The following is a 20,482-nucleotide window of genomic DNA, read 5'->3' on the forward strand; positions in this document are numbered from 1 at the left end:
GTTTATCGACTATTTGACTAAGTTGGGCTGGTGTCAGGTGTTTGATTAACTGGTGGTTGGGTGAGGGTTTTACATGGATTTGGTGCGCTTGATGGCAAAACAGAGACTCCAAGACGGTTCAATTGTTGAAATTGAATTGCTACTGTTTTCTCCGGTTTTGGCGGGGATGGTACTTGGGAGGATGCTGGAGTTGGCGTACCTTTATTGCTACAGACTCGCATCCGAACTGAAAAATCTCCAGATGCAGGTTTGGGATTTGGTTCGGTGTTGATAACTTGTAAAAAACTTTTAGCAGGAAGCGATTGGTTGTTTGCCAAGGAAATTTCCTTGGTGGTTTGAATTACCCAGCCAGCAGAAAGGTTAGCAAGGGTTCGGGGTGGCTCTGTGGCTGCAATAGTAGGGCTTTGAGTTGGTGTGGGATTAGGCACAGCTTGAGGCTGGCCGGATTGTGATTGCAGTTGCTTAACGAGCAATCCCAGAGAACCTGCAACTACGACCAATATTAAGGGAACTATCCACTGTAGGGGTAATTGGCGAGTTTTGGCAGGCTGATTTTCCTCAATGACCTGAGTTTTGTGGTTTGAGCTGCTTAAAACTGACGTATTTGCTCCTCTGGATGCCAAATCGACGGTTTTTGCCGAGTAACTCTCTGGAATGACTGCTTTGATCGTGATTTCTGGTTCCCAGTATTGGACTTGATAGTGTACTAAAGCGACGGTGACATTATCGTGTCCATTCTTGCTGTTAGCGATTTCTACTAATCTATCTGCGACATTGGCGATGTTTGCTTCCCCGAGCAAAATCGGCAAGATTTCTGTTTCCCAGTACTCCTCTACGCGATCGAAATCACTCAAACCATCGGATGTCAGCAGAAAAACTGCATCTTCATCGAGCATAAACCGTGCAGATGTGGGATGCAATGAAGTGCTAGGGCCCATTCCCAAAGCCTGGACAAGAGAACCAGCAGCACTTTGTTGTACAGCTTCGCGGTAAATGGCATAGCCGAGGCGGACTTCGCGGGAAGCGACATCATCATCAAGGGTAACTTGATAACAGCCTTGGCGCGTAATCCAATAGGCACGACTATCACCGACGTGGGTAATGTACATTTCGTGAGCGACAGGCAATGCCATAACTAAAGTTGTGCCCATGCGCTGACGCCCTTGACGATTTTCACCATCATTGCGCTGACTAATTTTGTCATTAGCCATGGCCACGGCTTTTTCTAAGTCATTCAGTAGTAGTGAGGGGTCTATGTGGTCATAGGGAACTTTGGTGAGTTGATGTACCTGTTGTTGGATTGTTTCAATGGCTAAATTTGATGCGACATTGCCGCCTTCGTGTCCGCCAATGCCATCACAGACAATTGCTAAGGCTGTGGGCTGGGGTGGTTTGCTCACCAGAGTGCCACTAGGTGGGCTACAGGCATCTTCGTTACGCTGACGACTCGGCCCGGTATCGGTTTTAGTGATAATTTTGATTGTGGGTGTTTGCGATCGCCCTAATTCTGCCAGTCCGCGATCTAAAACTACAATTAATTGTTCGGATGAGTGAATCTCACCCTGAATCAGGGAAAGGCTAATGCGATCGACAAATTCTGCTATGGCTGGTTTGGCGTTGGCGATCAACTGCTGCCAAAATTCGCCTAATTGAGGCAATTTTGGTGATGTGGTGTCGTCGAAGCGCAATTCCAACAAACGGACTAACGAGCCTTCTACCCGTAAAACATGGGAGTCAAGCAAGCTAGAAACAACACCTTCACTAGCCAGAGGTTGCCACAAATGAGCTATCTGCCACAACCAATTGAGTTGGCGCATGGATGTAGCATCGCGCCAAGCAGCGGTTAACTCGCTACCGAGATGCACTTGTTGGGTTGTGTCGTCCACCAATATTGGTGGTTTTTCTAAAAGTAATATTTCTCGCTGGGGCGAGTCCTTAGTTAGGGGAAGTACTCCATGTACCTGCGGTACGTGTAAGCGGTAGGGAATGAGTCTTAAATAAGCTCTGGGAATATCTAAATTCTCTAACTCTGGCGTTAGGGTTAATAAACCAGGCTTCGTATCTAATAGAACAAATTTATCAACGATTAAATAGCGATCGGCTAATACTTTTCCAGGGTTACCCAAACTCAGACCATCCACTACAGCCCAGAGGTAATTTTTGGGTAAGGGCGTGGAACATCGCTGGCAAAACTTATGAGTCAGGGGGTTTGCAGCCTGACAATTTTCATGTGGACACTGGAGCGTTGCCGCATCATTTTCCATAGTTTTCCCACCGATCGCAGATTGGCAATTTCTTTAATAGCATTACTAGGGACAATCTAGACCGCTCGTCTTTCTTAAACTTGACATATCCAGGCTTTAGATGATGATTTTAGCTGGCGGTTATCAGCAGATGCTAATATTTAACTTATCTAAAGAATACGCTCCCAAGTTAACCCTACAGCCTCATCATAGCTTCTATCGCTGTGTGACTCTCAATCGCTCAAGCAACTAACTCCAACCGCCTCACCAAAGATAACTCAAGCATAACTGTGCTATTTGCTTTTGCTAAATTACTCCCTGTTCAATAGGAATATAATATTGGTATTTATCTAGTTTATAAGTAAGATAGCAATAATCAACTTTAATTAAGAATTAAGATATAGCGATCGGCTTGGAATTTTGAGCTGAATTTGCGTAGCTAGGGAGTAGGGAGTAGGGAATCAGCTTTTTCGAGTTGAGGGCGAGTTTTTTCACACAATCAAATACAAGTCTCAGAAGTAATCATAGTTGGTGGCAAAACTACCTAACGAATGAAGTTGCTTAAAAAATGTTGTTTCCAGGTTTTTCGAGGGAAGAGGATGGGCGGCAAAGGGTGTGCCAGCAGGGGGAAAAGACTTACTCCAACTTCCCCTTTGTCCCTTTGCTCCTCATCTCCCCACTCCCCACTCCCCAGATAGTTTAGCCCGTCTGGTAATAACTCTCTATTTTACTGTTGATCGTCAATTGCAACTTGTGGGATTCCCATACTGTAGTTGGTAACACGGGCAGAGAGATTGTAGCTGATTTCGCCTTTTTGCAGGAGCGATCGCACATAATGCTCTAAGTCTGACCCTACGCGGCGTAAGTTATAGTCTGTAAGGTCTGCGCCACTAGAAGCTTCGACTAGTTCATCGAATTTTCGATAAACCTTTTGCAGCGCATCTTCATTCCAGTTGAATTCGTTGTCTGGGTCAATATCTAATGTTAAGACTTGATCGCTTGGAAGGAGTTCGCCATCTTGGTCAATTTCAGCCGCAAAAATGCGGATATGCCGGGTTGTGGACTTGAGCAGCGTCGGGTTATCCATAAAAGGGTGTAAGATTTGGGTGAATTACACTGAAATTATTGTAAACCCTATATTCAAGCTTAAATGCTCTTAATTTACAAGCTTTGAGGGCAGTTTCAAAAGGGTTAGGTATTACGCTTTTAGATTGCACAGTTACTCATAAGGTTCGTTGAGTGCTGAAGGTTAACTGTCAATCGTCAACAGTCAACAGCCAACATGAAAAGATGTGTTGCGTTAGCTGTAAGTAAAAATATTGTCTGTACTGATTACTGCTTTTACTTGTGTTAGTAGTTGAAGTCTCAGTTAGTTGGCAGTACTGACAGTACTCTTATAATTTTCAGACCAGAATTACTGGGTAGAGTATTTTGATTTAGGAGAACACAAACCAGTCTCAGTGCTATGCTAATCTTGCCTATTGCTCAAGTTTTTGTATTTATTAAGTCTAGAAGACGGTAGCATAAGGTCTTGGGCTGGAATAATTTGATCTGTGTACATTTTTGTTCTCAAACAAAAATTTTTACCTTAATAACTATGTCAATCAATTTCTCCTCAAATTGCTCTTGAAAAAAACGTACATCTAGTAATTTTACGGAATAGCGCTACACATACCTCTGGCATTAATAAAAGGTAAAATTTTCAGCGGTTTTACTTACGTAAAAACACCAAAAATCAAGTAACAAGTCAAACTGTTATTGACGTTCACATAAAGTTGATGTAAAAAGCTTTAAAAAGCTCGGACAACTTCTTACAGAAACTTTATTGTGTAGAATCTGAAAAACTGAATAATAGTTATGGCTTACCATAAGCTACATCTGTGAGAGTCAGACCAAAATCTAGACAGTGAAAATTGAGCTTGAAAACAAAACACAGGAGAGTGAAATGGAATACATTGGTGTTTGATGAAGAAAAATTCTTAATTCAAGCACTTTGGATTCAAAAAAGATATAAATAACTTTTGCTGGACATCTACCTCCTTACCCTCATGACTACCAAGTAAAGGAATCTCAATAGCTATGAACTCCAAAGCATTACCACGCCAAATCAATAATCTCGAAGTAGGTGTTTATGAGTGCGAAATACATCTCAAATTTCGGTTGATTGAGGAAAAGAGTCTATTGGGCGATCGCGAGCAACTCTTACAGGTGCTACTCGATGCTTTGACCGAGGGATCTGACGATTTTCTGGAGACGCTACAAGCGTCCGTTAAAGCCCAAGAAATATCAGAGTTCAAAGCCTCACCTCAAATGCGACGCCAGCTAATGCGCTTGCGTAATGCTGCTGAAAATCCGCAAGTTTAAAGGTGTAATTTAAGTATTGAAAAATCGTGAATTAAGTATCAAATCAAATAGGCATCTCATACCCACGATACACCCGTTGCAATAAAAACTAAGCAGTCAGTAGAATTCATAAAATATTTTGATTTCTGCTTTGTGAAAGTCTTATTTAGCAGCACAAAGTCCCAGGAACAGTTTCCTTAATTAAAAAACTTTGTAGCAAAGGTTACTGGTAGAATCTCAAAGCAAATTCAGCCGGGTGCATTTTACCGAGTTAACATCAAAACATTGGAGAAAACAAAACCCTGTGTCTTTACAGATTGGGCGCTAGACAACAGGCGCAAACCAAATGAAAATCTAAAAGACTAAAGTAAAAATAAATAACTTTTCTTTTAGCTTTTTGCTTTAACTAAGTGCTTGATTTGCTGAAATACTTATGTTTTATCTATTACTGGTAAATGGTTATGGTTTCGTAACCAATTGCCTATTACCAATTGCGCTGTGACGCGAGGAGTAGGGGGGATGGGGAGTGTGGGCAGATGGGGGAGTGTGGGGAGAGATGGGGGATGGGGGAGTGTGGGGAGTGTGGGGAGAGAGGGGAGAGAGGGGAGAGAGGGGGGAAAGATTTCTTCCCCATCTTCCCACACCTCCCACACCTCCTACACCTCCCACACCTCCCACACCTCCCACACTTCCCACCCCTCCTTATGCCTCATTCTCAATGCTTATTTAGCAAGACCGTGTTCTAGAGCAAAACGAACTAACTCTGTACGGCTATTAGTACCAGTTTTACTAAACAAACGGCTAACATATTTTTCTACGTTGCGGACGCTGGTTTCCAAACGACGGGCGATTTCTTTGTTCATCAACCCCTCAGCGACTAAGTTCAAAACACTTTGTTCTCTGGGGGTCAAATCAATTTTGAAAGGGGCTGGCGATTGTGAAATAGCATTTCTTTGAGTTAACAGAGCCTTGATTTGGGCTATCTGATTGGCTAGTTCAGCAATATCAGGGGTTTCAAGGTCATCTGCCGTAGTTGAAGGTTTAGCGGTGCGGCGGACTAGCAAATTTTCGACTATGGCGACTAACTCATCTGGGTCGAAGGGTTTGGGAAGATAAGCATCGACACCAGCTTGATAACCTTGGATGCGATCGCCTGTCATCCCTTTAGCAGTTAAAAATACTACGGGAAGTGCTTGGAAACGGGGGTCTTCTCGCAGTTGCTTGAGGAACTGATAGCCATCTACTTGGGGCATCATGACATCAGAAATCACTAAATCAGGTGTATTCACCTGCATCAATTCCCAACCCTCGACAGCATTACTGGCGATTTGAACGCTGAAACCGCTCTCTTGCAAATAATCTTTCACGGCTTCCCGTATCCCTGGTTCATCATCCACCAGTAACAATTGTGCTGACATTGACAATTTCCTTAAGTTTACCTTTTTCCAATTTAGCGAAAGTTGACAAGCATTGATCGGGAGTTTGGAGTAGAGACGCAATTAATCGCGTCTCTACAAGAGTTGGGAGTTAGGGATTCTCTCCTCACTCCCACCCTGCGGTTTAGCGTAGGGTTACGTTGGTGCAGCCTCTCGTAAAGAAGGAAGTTCAACTATTATCCCCAATTACGAATTATTTAAATAGCCCTTACCATTGAGGGTTTGCCTTAATTAATGCCTCTGCCGCTGAACTATTTAATGGAACTGAGAAAAAATGTCCTTGGCCATATTCACAGTTCAGTTTTCTCACAAGTGCTAGTTGCTCTTTAGTCTCTATTCCTTCGGCAAGCACATCCACACCCAACTTGTGCGCCAATGTCACAAGTATCTCAATAATTTCTAAATTTTTACTATTACTGCTGATTGAACTGATAAAAGAACGGTCTATCTTCAACAGACTAATGGGAAAGTTATAAAGACGACCTAATGAAGAGTAGCCTGTACCAAAGTCATCAATTGATAACTGAATGCCTATCTCTCGAAGTTGTGAGAGTGTAGCAATTACGCGATCGCCATTTTCGACAATTACACTTTCAGTAATATCCAGCACTAAACTGTCAGCATTCAGACCAGTGGATTCTAAGATTTGCCCAATCTGTTCAATCAAATCCGGCTGGGAAAATTGCTTGAGGGAGAGATTGACACTGATTTTCTTGAGCAAGTTAGAAGAATGGGACGCTCGCCAAGCTTGCATTTGAGCACAGGCCTCATGTAACACCCACTTACCAATCGAGAAAATTAGTCCAGTTTCCTCTGCTAGGGGAATAAAATCTGCTGGACTCAGCAGACCACGTTCTGAATGCTCCCAGCGCAACAAAGCTTCAAAACCTAAAATAGAGCCACTAGTCAGGGAAACAATCGGTTGATAATAAACTCGCAACTCAAGGCGCTCAATTGCTCGACGCAAATCGGTTTCTAACTGCAATTTCGCCAGAGCATTCGCATACATATTTGAGTTGAATAGTTCATAACGTGCTCTACCCAGCATTTTAGCTCGGTACATGGCTGTATCAGCATCTCTCAACACGTCTTCTGGTCGTTCATAATTTATTGTTGAACTCAAGGCAATGCCAATACTTGCTGTTGTGAAGATTTCTTGTCCGTCAAGCTCAAAGGGTAACTTTAGTTCCTGTTCAATCCGGTCAGCGACTTTGATGGCGTCTGACACATCTTGAATTCCCTCTAGCAAGATTGTAAATTCATCTCCCCCAAGCCGTGCTGCTGTATCTATGGAGCGTACACATAGTTCTAACCTACTTGCAATGGCAAGCAGAAATTGGTCTCCTTTGTGGTGTCCAAGACTGTCATTAATCACTTTAAATCGATCTAGGTCGATAAACAGTACAGCAAATAGATAATCTGAATGCCTTTTGGAATAATTAATCGCATGTCTTAAACGGTTAATAAATGCAGCACGATTTGGCAAACCCGTCAATGCATCATGGAAGGCAAGGTGTAGCAGTTGGGACTCCGCTCGTTTACGCTCTGTAATTTCAGTCAGCAATTTCTGATTTGCTTTTATCAGTTCTGCTGTCCGTTCTGCTACCCGGATTTCTAAATCATCGTAAGCTCGGTGCAACATTTTTTGAACTTCTTTGCGTTCAGTGATATTGCACAACAGCCAACGCCAGCCAATTTGCTCCCCTTTTTCATCGTACACCGCAGATAACTTAACACTAGCAGGGAAAGGTTTTTCCCCCCGTGGCTGTAGGTTAGTTTCCCAGTTGAGTAGCTGCTGCAAATTGTTCATCTGAGAGCTAAACACCTGGCGGTCTTGTTGAGCAATAAAGAGAATTAATGGTTTACCTACTAGATACTTTTGGCGGACATGAAGCAAGCTTGCTGCTGCATGGTTAGCTTCTTGGATTGTCCCTGTGGTATTAGTTACTAAGTAAGCATCTGGAGCGAACTCAAACAAATCTTGGTAACGTTGACGCTCTTTGTCTAGCGCCGCTTGTCTTAGTTCTAGCTCTTGGGAGACTATCAATAGTTCTTCCACTGTAGTGTGGAGTTCCTCAAAAGTTTCTGTTATTATTTCCTGTTCTAAGTTGGGTTGAGTTACACTGCGTTGTACTAACTTCTGTACTTGTGAGCGCAATTTTTTTATGTGTTGGCTAAAGCCATCTACGTTCATGCGGCTCGATTCGGAAAACTATGAAGGGTAGCTAGTAAAGGATAAGCAATTGTATGCTTTCCTTAAACTTGAGACTATGTTGAGTAGGCAAGCAGTGGTTAGTTGTAATAGCAGACAGATTCTAAATAAATAGAACAGAATTTACTTTGTTGGTAATTTAATATTAGCTTAACAACATTATATTTGCTTTATCTATTTTTTAAAATACCTCTTAAAATATATTTAGAAAATCAAAGACTTTTGCCAGATAGGGTTTTCAGTTACTACTTTCTTACTGAAAATACTATTTGCTGCTTAGTAGCATACAAGATTATGGATACCGTATAAATAGAATTTTGTTAAAGCCAAGCAATGATCTTGGCATTTTCTGGCAGTTTGGCTTCTGTTTGTCCAGCGGCACGCGCCCTCGCTGTAAATAAACCAATGGGAGTATTCAATAAATCTACCAAAGTGGCTTTACCCGCGATCGCCTTACTAATATCTCTTGGTACTTCTTTCAAAAACCAACGCGCCAAACGATAGCCGCATTCACCAAGTGTAATATCTCGCATTAAATCAATACCATGCAGTTCGTGTAAATAGCGATTGGAACGTCCATAACGCCGCCATTGACTTTGCAGTTCCAAAAGCGTCGTGCGGTGGCGATGCTGGACGATAGCACTTGGGGCAAATTCCAAACGCCCGATATTTTGGGCCAAAATCCGCCAGCAAATGTCTGCATCCCCACCAGTGGTCAGGTAAGGACGAAATAAACCTGCTTTTTCTAAGGCGATGCGGCGAATTGCCAAATTAGCTGTTTGTCCATAGGGACCAAAGGAATGGCCAAGGGTGTGTTTTTGTGACAGGGTTTCTTCACGGTCTGCGTGTTGTTCTAACAAACTTTTGCCTGGTAGTGCCAAAATTTCCCCAGCAACAATTACTACTTCTAAGTTGACAAAAGGCTGAATTAATGCGTTTAGCCATTGGGGTTGAGGACGGCAATCTGCATCAGTAAAAACTATAATTTCGCCTCGAGCTGCACGAATGCCAGTGTTACGAGCAGCGTAGGAGCTTTGAATTTGATTTTCACTCAGCGGGCGAATTGTAATTGGGCAATTTTCGGCAGCTGTTTTGAGGGAGGTAAAAGTGCGATCGCTACTGTTATTGTCTACTAATAAGTACTCTACACGGTCTTTTGGGTAAGTTTGAGATAATAGACAATTGAGCAAATCTGGTAAATCCGCCTCACCGTTATAAATGGGAATAACCACCGATACCATTGGCAAAAAGCTGGTGGCGGTGGTTGCATCAACTGGCTGATAATTCATAAATTTGAGATTTTAGAAATGGAACTACTAACTAGTATTCCCAATCTAAAATCAAGACAACGGCAATATCAAGCAGTTTTTATAACTCCAAAAATCTGAATGGGGAATATATAAACACTTGGGAAACAAATCACTCACCTAAAATTTCAAATCACCAGCGCGGACGCTCATGGGTTGATTAAGTTGATTGCTTGGTGGTTGGGCGAAGTTGTTACCTGATAAAATTGCGATCGCTCGGGCATATTGGGGATCGCTCTTAGTTCCGATTAAATCTGGATTAGAAGCCAACTGACGCTCTTGTGGCTCTGTCAAGTCTACCTTGATATCTGGCGTAATTCCTTTATGGTTGATATCTGTTCCCAAAGGTGTGTAGTAGTGAGCAATGGTCACTGCCAAGCCAGAACCATCCGCCAGTTCATGAACTGATTGCACTAAGGCTTTACCAAAGGTTTGACCGCCAACGACTACCGCTCGCTTATTATCCTTGAGTGCGCCTGTGAGGATTTCGCTAGCACTGGCTGAGTTACCATCTACCAATACTGCCAAGGGACGATTTGTTAAGGCAGTACGATTGGCTTTAGTTTCCTCACTGCTTCCCACACGGTCTACTGTCTTGACAATGCCGCCATTATCTAACCACATGCGGGCAATTTCAATGCTGGATTGTAACAAACCGCCAGGATTTCCCCGCAAATCTAACACATAAGAATCAACTTTCTTATTGTTCAAATCGCGGATGGCTCGTTGCATTTGCTCTGCGGCGTGGGCGCTAAATTCTCGCAAACGGATATAGCCAACGCGGCGATTTCCTTCTTGTTTGAGGGTATAACGTACCGTTGGCACTTCTATATTTGCTCTAGTTAGCTTCAGTTCAAAGGGATTTTGCCCTGTGCGTTTGAGCCTGAGGCTGATGGGAGTGCCGGCTTTGCCGCGAATTAGTTTGGAAGCATCATCCACTTTCATTTTGAGAGTGGCTTTGCCGTCAATGGCCAAAATTTCGTCGCCTGCTTTGATTCCAGCTTTCAACGCCGGAGAATTATCTATGGCTTCGACAACAGTCAGGCGCTGAGTTTTTTCGTTGAGTTCCATACGAATGCCGATACCGGAGACTTCCCCAGAGGTTTGGCTAGTCAGGGCTTCAAACTGTTTGGGGTCCATGAACCGAGTGTAAGGATCTCCCAAGGTTTGTAAAGCTTCGCGGATGGCAGCATAAGCTTCTTCACGAGAGGAATAATCTTTAGTCAACAAGCTTTGCCTAGTTGCTTGCCAATCTTGTTGATTAAATTTGCCATCAACATATTCATGATTCACCAGTTGCCAAACTTGGTCAACTATCGCTTTCGGGCTGTCCTGTAGGCTTAGGGCTGCACGTACACCCCGAGTCCAAGCAGAACCGAACACAGACATGGTAGCAGTCGTAGCGATCGCTCCACCAATCAAGGCTACTTGGAGCGGCGAGTAACTTTTCGCAGATTGGTTCATGTATATTAGCTGGAATAATTGTGTTGTTGACAGTTTAGCAATCAGGCTTTCTAAAAATTTTTAAGTTTTTATACCCCAAACTCAGCTATGCTTTCTGGATTCTTTAGCATTGTAATTATGCCAAAAATACTGCATTAGTTATCAATAACGATTTCTGAGTTTGTTTGCCTTCTCCGGAAGGCTATACTGACGATGTGACACTTTGGCCGCCGTCATGTTTGTACTTTAGATTACTTTTATAAGATAGCACTTTGATCGCTCAATTGCAGTGTGTTGGACAGTCGTCAAATCGGCTTTTTTTGATATCAGTCATGAAACACAAATCTATGATCAAAACGTTAATTTCCATTAAAAAAACTTTAATTAATCTGTGGCAATTGTTACAAAAACTAACTGTTGGATTGTCCTTTGTTTTCGGTGCTTGGTTGATTTTTACTACTATAACCTTAGTTTATGCGTCTTCGCAGCCAGTAGACACCTTTTTTGTGCTTGGTGGTAGTATTCGTCGAGAAACTTATATTGTCCAACAAGCAAAACAATACCCGCAAATCCCAATTTTAATTTCTCATGGCTCCCCAGATCCTTGTATATGGTTAATTTTTCAACGGGAATTTGCCAGCTTAGAAAACGTTTGGTTAGAAAAGTGTGCAAATTCTACCTTTGAAAATTTTTATTATAGTATTCCCTTACTGCGTAAATGGGGTGTACATAAGGTAAAGCTGATTACTTCGCCCACCCATTTACCAAGGGCTAAATGGATGGCGCAGATTCTCTTGGGCGCTCATGGGATTTGGGTAGAGCCAGAAATCGTTCAAGAGTTGGGTGTTCCTGGTAATCGTGAATCTTGGCTCAAAACTGGACTAGATTTAACCCGCAGCTTATTTTGGGCGATTTTAAGTCAAATTATTCAACCACAGTGCTCTAATGTTACCAAGCTTGCTGAGGTGGATATACAAGCTTGGCAAAATCGAGGTTTTAAGTGCGAACATCAAGGGGGAGTGGGGAGCCTAGATTTGTAAGTATTATTATTTAGTTGTTAATTTTCCCTTTACACCCCTACTCTTTTACACGCTTACACCCATACACCTCTTAATGCAAATCCTTGATTTTTCGTATCACTGCGTAAGTCCCTGGTTTGGCTGTTGTTGAAGTTTGAAAATAGAAACGTTATTTGAAAATTTTGAATTTTTGACTAACGCGCCAAATACGGCTATAAATTTGCGTGAAAAAATTTTGCAATTTCTAAATCAAATATTTTTAGACTTAAAAGTTGTTAACGTTTATGTGTAAGCATTAATATCCTGTTCAGTTTATTTTTAAATCTACGCATAAACTTATAAAAATTAATATAATTTTATTTAGAAATTTTCTTAGCAACTGTTAATCAAAACTTCAGCCCCGTTTCCGCTAAAAAGGTGATACTCCACATAGTAAATTAATTAAAGTGCAGATATGCACAGGATGGTATTATGACAACTCAGGAAGAAATCAGATTAGCACAAGCCTTGGATCGCATAGTTCATTGGCAAAGATGGGGGCCATATTTGAGCGATCGTCAATGGGGAACGGTACGCGAAGATTACAGTCACAATGGTACAGCTTGGGACTATTTTACTCATGACCAAGCCCGTTCTCGCGCTTACCGTTGGGGGGAAGATGGGATTGCTGGTATTTCAGATAATCATCAACGACTTTGTTTTGCGATCGCACTTTGGAATGGTGAAGATGCTATTCTCAAAGAAAGAATTTTTGGTCTAACTGGTAGTGAAGGGAATCACGGTGAAGATGTCAAGGAATATTATTTTTATTTAGACAACACTCCCACCCATTCCTATATGAAAATGCTGTATAAATATCCACAAACAGCATTTCCATACTCGCAATTAGTTGCTGAAAATCAACACCGCAGTCGCCGAGAATTAGAATTTGAACTACTAGATACAGGTGTATTTGATGATAACCGTTACTTTGATGTCTTTGTAGAATATGCCAAACATTCTGCGGAAGATATTCTCATCCAAATTAAAGTAGTGAATAGAGGAGCAGAAGCAAAGACACTACACCTTTTACCTACTCTTTGGTTTCGTAATACTTGGTCTTGGAATGGGGATGATAGTAAACCTATTTTAAAAGAAGTCAAATTAAATAATAGCTACAATACGATTGAGGCATCTCATCCAACTCTAGGAATTAGGTGGCTGTATTGCCAAGAAGCAACCGAGATTTTATTTACAGAAAATGAGACAAATTACCAAAAAATATTTGGTTATGCTAATGCATCTGCCTATGTAAAAGATGGTATTAATGATTATATTGTCCAAGGATTAAAAGAAGCTGTAAATCCAGAAAGAATTGGTACTAAAGCATCTGCTAATTATATATTAACAATTGGTGCAGGCGAAACTAAAATTGTAAAATTGCGACTCAGCGATACACCAAATTTAGTTGAGCCATTGGGCAAAGATTTTGATACCATATTTGGGCAACGACAACAGGAAGCAGACGAATTTTATCAGCGAATTGCACCGCATTCTCTAAGTGAAGATATGCGGAATGTGCAGCGACAAGCATTTGCTGGGATGCTGTGGAACAAGCAATTTTATCATTACATTGTAGAGGATTGGCTAAAAGGCGATCGCAACGTGCCACCACCACCACCAGAACGCCAAAATGGCAGAAATCAAGAGTGGTTTCATCTATATAATGAAGACATTCTTTCTATGCCTGATAAGTGGGAATATCCTTGGTTTGCTGCCTGGGATTTGGCATTTCATACTATTCCTTTGGCAATGATTGACCCAGATTTTGCTAAGTATCAATTGGATGTTTTAACAAGGGAATGGTATATGCATCCTAATGGCCAAATTCCTGCTTATGAATGGAAATTTAGTGATGTTAATCCCCCAGTTCATGCTTGGGCAACTTTGCGGATTTATCAGATTGAACAAAAAATTTATGGGCGAACAGACCGACAGTTTTTAGAACGGGTATTTCAAAAGCTGATGCTCAATTTTACCTGGTGGGTGAATCGGAAAGATGCTAAGGGCAACAATGTTTTTCAAGGCGGATTTTTAGGATTAGATAATATTGGTGTATTTGACCGCAGTGCAGAACTGCCTACAGGTGGACATATTGACCAATCTGATGGTACAAGTTGGATGGGAATGTATTGTTTGAATATGTTAGCGATCGCGTTAGAATTAGCTAAGGCTAATCCTGTTTATGAAGACATCGCCACCAAGTTTTTTGAGCATTTTTTATACATCGCTGATGCCATGAATAAAATTGGCGAAATGGAAGCCAGTTTATGGAACGAATCAGATGGTTTTTACTACGATGTACTGCATTTAAATGAACAGCAGATTACCTTAAAAGTCAGGTCAATAGTAGGATTAATTCCTCTATTTGCTATTGAAACAATTGAACCAGAAACCTTAAAAATGCTTCCTGGTTTCAAAAAGCGTTTGGAATGGTTTATCCGCAACCGTCCTGACTTACGACAGAATGTAGCTTGTATGGAAACCAAAGGAATTGGTGCTAGGAGATTGCTGGCGATCGTTTCTAGAGATAAACTCAGAAGTATTCTCCAAAAAATGCTCGATGAAAGCGAGTTTTTTAGTCCCTACGGTATTCGCGCACTTTCAAGATTTCACGCTGAACATCCTTATACTTTTGATGTCAACGGTTGTCAATTTCGTGTAGATTATGAACCTGCTGAATCTAGTAGTGGTTTATTTGGTGGTAATTCTAACTGGCGCGGCCCTATTTGGTTTCCGGTGAATTTTTTACTAATTGAATCTCTACAAAAATTTCATTCTTACTTAGGAAATGATTTTAAACTCGAATGTCCTACAGGTTCTGGTCAAATGATGACACTCGGGGAAATTGCAGCAGAACTATCTCAAAGATTAACTAGAATCTTCTTAAAAGATTCATCTGGAAAACGACCTGTTTATGGTGCAACCCAAAAGTTTCAAAACGATCCGTATTGGCAGGATTTAATTTTGTTCTATGAATATTTTCATGGTGACAATGGAGCCGGAATTGGAGCTAGTCACCAAACAGGATGGACAGGTTTAGTTGCTAAATTAATCCAGGATTTTGGTGAAGCTGAAACACAACATCATGAACAAAAAATTGATGAAGATAAAAAAGCGATCCCTTTAGCATAAAAACACATTAACCTATATATTGTCAGAATTAAAAGCCACAGATACCTGACTTTTTTGAGAAGTCGGGTTTCAATAGTTATAGTTTTATTATTCATCGGCGAACAAAGATTCTAAATCTCGATAACCACTCGCAACACGAGTAATACTAATTCCGTCTTCTCTTGGATAGTAAAATATAATGTAATCATCCACAACAAAACCGCGCAGGTTTGGTACAAACCTTCCATAACTTTTTCCCATATTAGGAAAATTAGCTACTAATTTACACTTCTGCCGAATGTCGTCAAAAAGCTTGCTTGCAGCTTTTGGGTTACTGCGGGCAATATATTCACAAATTTCATCTAAGTCTTGAATTGCTGCATCTGAAAGTGAATAATTACTCATTCAGAAGACTCCTCAGCAATGAGACGAATTTTTTCTTGGAATCTGGCAAATACAACTTCGCCGTCAGTTACTTGTCCCTTAGCGATTTGTTCAGTTCCTACGGCAATTTTTTGTCGTAATTTTTCAATTCGCTGCTCTCTTTCTTGTAGTAGTTTAAAGGCTTCATTGATGACATCATCTGCACTAGCGAATCTACCACTTGCAAGCTGCGCCTGAATAAATTGCTCTAATTCTGGTTTAATTTGGATGTACATATTTTATCACTGTGTATAATTAATACTTTTAGTTTTGTTCTAACAACATTGCCACATCAAAAGCCATTTTTGCTTCTAACTATCTTGCTTGCCGCAGGTTGCTGGATTTGATATTATTTTCAGCTTACTACCTGTCCCTTGTTTTATCTCGAACTTAAGTTCAGTAAAATTATATCAAGCGATCGCTTTTACAAATCTTCATAAATCAACATTATTGACATACCAAATTAGTTATGCAATTGTGTATTTAAAGCAGCAGCACTCTAAAGCGCACGTTTTTGATGTTGTCTCAGCAGGAGAATTCCTGGTTTTCTGCCAAGCTTCGTGTCATCCCTTCAGCTGAATATTCAGCCCAATGTCAGGTCAATCAATTGACTAGACTTTCAAGGGGAAGATGAGATGTTTGGATAAATATTCAGGGGACTGGATGACGCGAAACTTGGTAGTAAGCCAGGAATTCTACGGCTGAGACTTCAACGAAACAAAAGCTTAGATAGCAAATTTTTTCATAGAGGAAGATTGATTTTTGATAATTTTCCTCAAAAGAAATTTGTTAACACTAAATGTGTGATATTCCAATGCTGTTGCAAACAACAAATAAAATGGAAAATCAACAAAATGAATTCCAAACAAAAACGTAATAAGAGACAGCAACTTATTGATTTATATGGCTCTAATTGTTGGTGGTGTCGCCAGAGTATGTCAGAGAAAAGACTGACAATTGAACACCTTTTACCCAAAAGTAGCGGCGGTTCTAATTCTTTTGAAAACTTGCGTATTTCTTGTTTTAAGTGTAATAACACTCGTGGAAATAGTATATATCCGCCTCTCTCTATAAAAGGTAACTGTTTCTAAGTAGTACCTGAATTGTTTGAGTATCTTATCTTTTAGGGTGGGTATCTTACCTGCCCTTTTCACTCAATTAACCAGGAAAAATAAACAAAAGATAAAAATGCATAAGATTCTAACATTCCATGATGAAAAACTTCTACGCCGTGCGCTGACTCACCGTTCTTATGTTCATGAAAACCCAGGAGAAGGCGAACATAACGAACGCCTAGAATTTCTCGGTGATGCTTTGCTGAATTTCTTAAGTGGTGAATATCTCTATCGCCGTCACCCACACAAGGGAGAAGACGAATTAACGCGGCGGCGTTCTGCATTGGTAGATGAAAAGCAACTGGCAAAGTTCGCAGAAGAAGTAGATTTAAACTTTAAAATGCGGCTAGGAAAAGGTGCTATTCAAGACGGAGGATACTACAATCCCAATTTACTTAGCAGCACATTTGAAGCTGTTCTTGGTGCTTATTATTTAGATCATAATTCAGATATTGAAGCAGTTCGGGCAATTATAGAACCGCTGTTTGATTCTGTACCTGAAGAAATTGTTGTTTCTCGTTCTAATGTAGACTCAAAAAATCGTTTTCAAGAATGGGTACAACGCAATGTTACCCAAACTCCTCCTAAATATTTCACTGTCCAAACAGGCGGTTTGTCTCACGCACCAGAGTTCATAGCTAAAGTACTTGTAGATGAAAAAATCTATGGCGAAGGTAAGGGACGTAATAAAAAAGATGCTGAGAAAGCTGCTGCTGAAGATGCGCTAGCTAAGTTGAAAAAACAAGGTTTAGTGTAGAAATAATTTTTTATTACATCCAAATGTGAAGAAACCAAATCAAAATCATTCCAAGCAAAGTTGTTGGAATTTAAATAAAATTTATTACATCTTCACTTCCAATGGTAAAACCACAGTGAAAGTTGAACCAATCCCCACTTCAGAAACTAAGTTAATTTCACCTTGTAATAGTTTTACTAACCGCCAAACTATTGCCAATCCTAATCCTGTACTATCAGGAAGGTAAGAACGATCGCTAGCACTGACACGAAAATAGGGTTCAAATATCTGGGCTTGGTCTTCCGGTGCAATGCCAATTCCAGTGTCAGAAATTGCGATCGCCCATCTGTGTTTTTCCAACACCTGACACATTACAATAATAGTCCCCGACTCTGTGTAGCGAATTGCATTACTAATAAGATTTGTAACAATCTGTTGCAATTGAAAAGAATCTGTAAATAATTCTTCAGGAGCGCGATCGCAATCTACTACGATTTGTAAGTTTTTCTCCACAGCTAAAGGTTCCAACATTTCACAGACATTATTAATGAGTTCCGGCACATTGGTGGGTTCTAGTTGGAGTTTTATCTGTCCCGCATCATACCGCGAAAGTTCCAGTACATCATTAATTAAGTGAAGTAATTGTCTACCATTGCGTAGCACCCGTTCAATATGTTCTAAATTAGTATAGTTGTCTTTTATCTTGGACTTTCTTCGTTGTTGGCGTAAAAACAAATCCGAGTAACCAATAATTGAAGTTAGAGGATGTTTTAATTCGTGGGCTAGTTGGGAAATATACTCTTGATTGGCGCTAATTAACCGCGTGAGTTCCTGATTGTGCAGCGTTAATGATATTTGTAACTGCCTCAATTCTCGCAAGCGTTCTTCAACATAACTCTTAAAACACCGAGCGATCGCTTCATCTACAATAGCGTCAATCAAACGCATAGAACGAATTATCTCTGCGGGTGTTCCTTTCAGTAAATATGGGTGAATAGTGTCAAATATTACTGTTCTTAACAGATGATATTCTCTGGCAATTTCTGTTGCATCAAAACCTTGTTCCGCTCGAATCGCCCCATGCTCAAAACTGGCAACAATTATCGACTGAATATCATTATCCTCAGATTTTGAAAGTACCGTTACCATTGCTTTCAAAACATTAGGAATATGGTTTTTGATGGCTGTATAAGATAAATCATCAGCACTTTCAATCTGTTGATCTTTGCGAACTGCTCTCACCCACTTATCAAGGATGGTATCAGTTTTTTCAGCCAGGAATTGACTAAAATCCATTATGTTAAATTCAGCTAACAGAGAGATGAGTAAATTTCCATATGCAAATAGTTTATCCACTAGAGCGACGTTTTACCAAAAAAACTTCCAAAATTCACCTATCAAAAGTAATAAATTTCATCTATCGTTGCGTCGGCTAGCAAAAACTTGACGTATCGCTCGACAAACTTCAGTATATAAAATTTTTCTGTATAATATATATTATCTTCATTAATAAAAATCTAGTAGTTAACAATGTTGAACATTGACTAGATTACTGCTGCTTCACCGACTATACAGTGATTTTAATTCTAAAATAACTAAATTTCTCAAAGAATATAATATTTATTGATTAAGTAAAAACAAGGTTAATAACTTGATTTAAGTATTAAAATAAACAATATTTTTTAGAAGAGAGATGATTTTTACTGAGCGTTAATGTTATACTCTTCACGTTGATGTTGTATTGTGCATAATTTCGTACCTATTAGAGTAAGTCAGCCTAATCCAGCACATCAAAGTGTGTAACGCTGGAGCGGAGGAACCAAATTGTGGGGCGTATCTTGGAGAAAGTTATGAGTTATGAGTTATGAGTTATGAGTTATGAGTTATGAGTTATGAGTTTTTAATTAAATCCTCACTCCTCACTTCTGACTCCCAACTAACAACTAACAACTTTCTTCAGAGGGGCATCTCTCAGCCCTAGCCCGTCAGCTAACTTCGTAGGCATTGAGAAGAGACTGAAGAGACGGCATTTTCATAATGTTCCGATCTCATCAGTGTCCGAGGCTGGTACTGCTCAATTTCTTGTACCTGCACTTAACCCTGTTGAGGTTCCATAATGATCTTTCAATTGAATTTAGCAGCGATCGCGGCGATCGCTGGACAAACTGCTTGGAAAAAAGCAAAACCCGTCATCAGCAAAGATGTCTTCTTTTTACCTGTTTTGGGTTTTTTGGGAATAATTGTGCTGTGGTGGATTGTTGCACTTGCCAACCACGAATTAATGCCCACCCCACCAGAAGCACTATCAGCTAATCTGGACTACATCTTAAATCCCTTCTACCAGCGAGGGCCGGGCAACTTAGGAATTGGTTGGTTATTAATAGCAAGTCTGCGAAGGGTAATACTAGGCTTTTTATTAGGTGCGTTAGTAGCCATACCTCTAGGGTTTCTCATTGGCATGTCCAGACCGGCAATGCTAGCTCTCAATCCCATCATTCAAATTTTTAAACCCGTATCGCCTTTAGCTTGGTTGCCCATTGCCTTAGCTATTTTCAACTTAGCAGAGCCTTCAGCCATTTTTGTCATCTTTATTACCTCCTTATGGCCGACAATTATTAATACCGCCTTAGGAGTTTCTAGCGTTCCCAAAGATTATTTAAATGTGGCGCGAGTATTAGAAATGCCCCGTTGGCGGCAGATTATAAAAATCATTTGGCCTGCAAGTTTGCCCTATATTTTTACAGGTTTGCGAATTAGTTTAGGCATCGCTTGGCTGGTAATCGTCGCCGTAGAAATGCTCACAGGCGGTATTGGCATTGGCTTTTTCGTCTGGGATGAATGGAGTCGCTTAAATTTGAGTTCAGTCTTTCTAGCCGTATTAGTAATTGGCGTAACCGGATTAATTCTTGATTACGCTGTTGGTAAAATCCAAGAAATAGTAACTCGGCGTCCCACACCTTCCAACTAAATTACAGCAGAATTCAGAAGTCAGAATTAGAATAGTCTCTCAGCCTAGCTTTGAGACTTAGATGGTGTAATTTGCGCTTCTTGG

Annotated in this window: 16 protein-coding genes and 1 riboswitch; of the genes, 7 read left to right on the plus strand and 9 right to left on the minus strand. The window is 40.6% G+C overall.

Annotated elements, in window-relative coordinates; all coding sequences use genetic code 11:
- Positions 1 to 17 precede the first annotated feature (17 nt).
- Positions 18 to 2,264, minus strand: coding sequence for a protein phosphatase 2C domain-containing protein (locus tag ACM0OY_RS18370; RefSeq protein ID WP_414570282.1), 2,247 nt, complete (start codon positions 2,262 to 2,264; stop codon positions 18 to 20).
- Between the two features lie 100 nt (positions 2,265 to 2,364).
- Here ACM0OY_RS18370 and ACM0OY_RS18375 point away from each other — a divergent pair, with 100 nt between their 5' ends.
- Positions 2,365 to 2,496, plus strand: a complete 132-nt coding sequence (locus ACM0OY_RS18375; protein WP_414570283.1) for a hypothetical protein — start codon at positions 2,365 to 2,367, stop codon at positions 2,494 to 2,496.
- A gap of 474 nt (positions 2,497 to 2,970) precedes the next feature.
- On the opposite strand, the gene ACM0OY_RS18380 is transcribed toward ACM0OY_RS18375, so the two are convergent.
- Positions 2,971 to 3,330, minus strand: coding sequence for an NAD(P)H-quinone oxidoreductase subunit M (locus ACM0OY_RS18380; RefSeq protein WP_414570284.1), 360 nt, complete (start codon positions 3,328 to 3,330; stop codon positions 2,971 to 2,973).
- Positions 3,331 to 4,322: 992 nt separating this feature from the next.
- Here ACM0OY_RS18380 and ACM0OY_RS18385 point away from each other — a divergent pair.
- Positions 4,323 to 4,607: an Npun_R1517 family heterocyst differentiation transcriptional regulator gene (locus ACM0OY_RS18385; RefSeq protein ID WP_414570286.1), complete on the plus strand. Its 285-nt coding sequence runs from the start codon at positions 4,323 to 4,325 to the stop codon at positions 4,605 to 4,607.
- Positions 4,608 to 5,308: 701 nt separating this feature from the next.
- Here the strand turns inward: ACM0OY_RS18385 and ACM0OY_RS18390 are convergent.
- From ACM0OY_RS18390 to ctpB, 4 genes are all read right to left on the minus strand, one after another.
- Positions 5,309 to 6,004: a response regulator gene (locus ACM0OY_RS18390; RefSeq protein WP_414570287.1), complete on the minus strand. Its 696-nt coding sequence runs from the start codon at positions 6,002 to 6,004 to the stop codon at positions 5,309 to 5,311.
- A gap of 226 nt (positions 6,005 to 6,230) precedes the next feature.
- The gene (locus ACM0OY_RS18395; protein WP_414570288.1) at positions 6,231 to 8,216 is read right to left on the minus strand and encodes a putative bifunctional diguanylate cyclase/phosphodiesterase; all 1,986 of its coding nucleotides are present in this window, start codon (positions 8,214 to 8,216) and stop codon (positions 6,231 to 6,233) included.
- Positions 8,217 to 8,554: 338 nt separating this feature from the next.
- A complete protein-coding gene (locus ACM0OY_RS18400; RefSeq protein WP_414570289.1) occupies positions 8,555 to 9,523 on the minus strand; it encodes a glycosyltransferase in 969 nt (322 codons plus the stop codon).
- Between the two features lie 138 nt (positions 9,524 to 9,661).
- Positions 9,662 to 11,005: a carboxyl-terminal processing protease CtpB gene (gene ctpB / locus ACM0OY_RS18405; RefSeq protein WP_414570291.1), complete on the minus strand. Its 1,344-nt coding sequence runs from the start codon at positions 11,003 to 11,005 to the stop codon at positions 9,662 to 9,664.
- 311 nt (positions 11,006 to 11,316) lie between these two features.
- On the opposite strand from ctpB, the gene ACM0OY_RS18410 reads away from it, so the two are divergent.
- Both ACM0OY_RS18410 and ACM0OY_RS18415 read left to right on the plus strand, forming a co-directional pair.
- Positions 11,317 to 12,024 carry a YdcF family protein gene (locus ACM0OY_RS18410; RefSeq protein WP_414570292.1) on the plus strand — a complete coding sequence of 236 codons (708 nt, stop codon included), beginning with the start codon at positions 11,317 to 11,319 and terminating at the stop codon, positions 12,022 to 12,024.
- A gap of 450 nt (positions 12,025 to 12,474) precedes the next feature.
- Complete coding sequence (locus tag ACM0OY_RS18415) at positions 12,475 to 15,177, plus strand: MGH1-like glycoside hydrolase domain-containing protein (protein ID WP_414570293.1); 2,703 nt, start codon at positions 12,475 to 12,477, stop codon at positions 15,175 to 15,177.
- Positions 15,178 to 15,264: 87 nt separating this feature from the next.
- Here ACM0OY_RS18415 and ACM0OY_RS18420 read toward each other — a convergent pair whose 3' ends face one another.
- Entirely contained in the window at positions 15,265 to 15,561 is a 297-nt protein-coding gene (locus ACM0OY_RS18420; RefSeq protein WP_414570294.1) for a type II toxin-antitoxin system RelE/ParE family toxin, read from the minus strand.
- Positions 15,558 to 15,815: a type II toxin-antitoxin system ParD family antitoxin gene (locus ACM0OY_RS18425; protein WP_414570295.1), complete on the minus strand. Its 258-nt coding sequence runs from the start codon at positions 15,813 to 15,815 to the stop codon at positions 15,558 to 15,560. The genes ACM0OY_RS18420 and ACM0OY_RS18425 overlap by 4 nt, the downstream gene beginning before the upstream one ends.
- A 618-nt stretch (positions 15,816 to 16,433) precedes the next feature.
- On the opposite strand from ACM0OY_RS18425, the gene ACM0OY_RS18430 reads away from it, so the two are divergent.
- Both ACM0OY_RS18430 and rnc read left to right on the plus strand, forming a co-directional pair.
- Positions 16,434 to 16,670 carry an HNH endonuclease gene (locus tag ACM0OY_RS18430; protein WP_414570296.1) on the plus strand — a complete coding sequence of 79 codons (237 nt, stop codon included), beginning with the start codon at positions 16,434 to 16,436 and terminating at the stop codon, positions 16,668 to 16,670.
- A gap of 97 nt (positions 16,671 to 16,767) precedes the next feature.
- Positions 16,768 to 17,451, plus strand: coding sequence for a ribonuclease III (gene rnc / locus ACM0OY_RS18435; RefSeq protein ID WP_414570297.1), 684 nt, complete (start codon positions 16,768 to 16,770; stop codon positions 17,449 to 17,451).
- A gap of 84 nt (positions 17,452 to 17,535) precedes the next feature.
- On the opposite strand, the gene ACM0OY_RS18440 is transcribed toward rnc, so the two are convergent.
- The gene (locus tag ACM0OY_RS18440; RefSeq protein ID WP_414570298.1) at positions 17,536 to 18,726 is read right to left on the minus strand and encodes a sensor histidine kinase; all 1,191 of its coding nucleotides are present in this window, start codon (positions 18,724 to 18,726) and stop codon (positions 17,536 to 17,538) included.
- A gap of 468 nt (positions 18,727 to 19,194) precedes the next feature.
- Positions 19,195 to 19,449, plus strand: a riboswitch (cyclic di-AMP (ydaO/yuaA leader).
- A 97-nt stretch (positions 19,450 to 19,546) separates the two neighbouring features.
- On the opposite strand from ACM0OY_RS18440, the gene ntrB reads away from it, so the two are divergent.
- Positions 19,547 to 20,398 (plus strand): nitrate ABC transporter permease, encoded by an 852-nt coding sequence (ntrB, locus tag ACM0OY_RS18445; protein ID WP_414570299.1) that lies wholly within the window; start codon positions 19,547 to 19,549, stop codon positions 20,396 to 20,398.
- Positions 20,399 to 20,482: the final 84 nt, after the last annotated feature.

Origin of the sequence: Nostoc sp. CCY 9925 (assembly GCF_963920935.1) — a bacterium.
In the GTDB taxonomy this organism is placed as follows: Bacteria; Cyanobacteriota; Cyanobacteriia; order Cyanobacteriales; family Nostocaceae; genus Nostoc.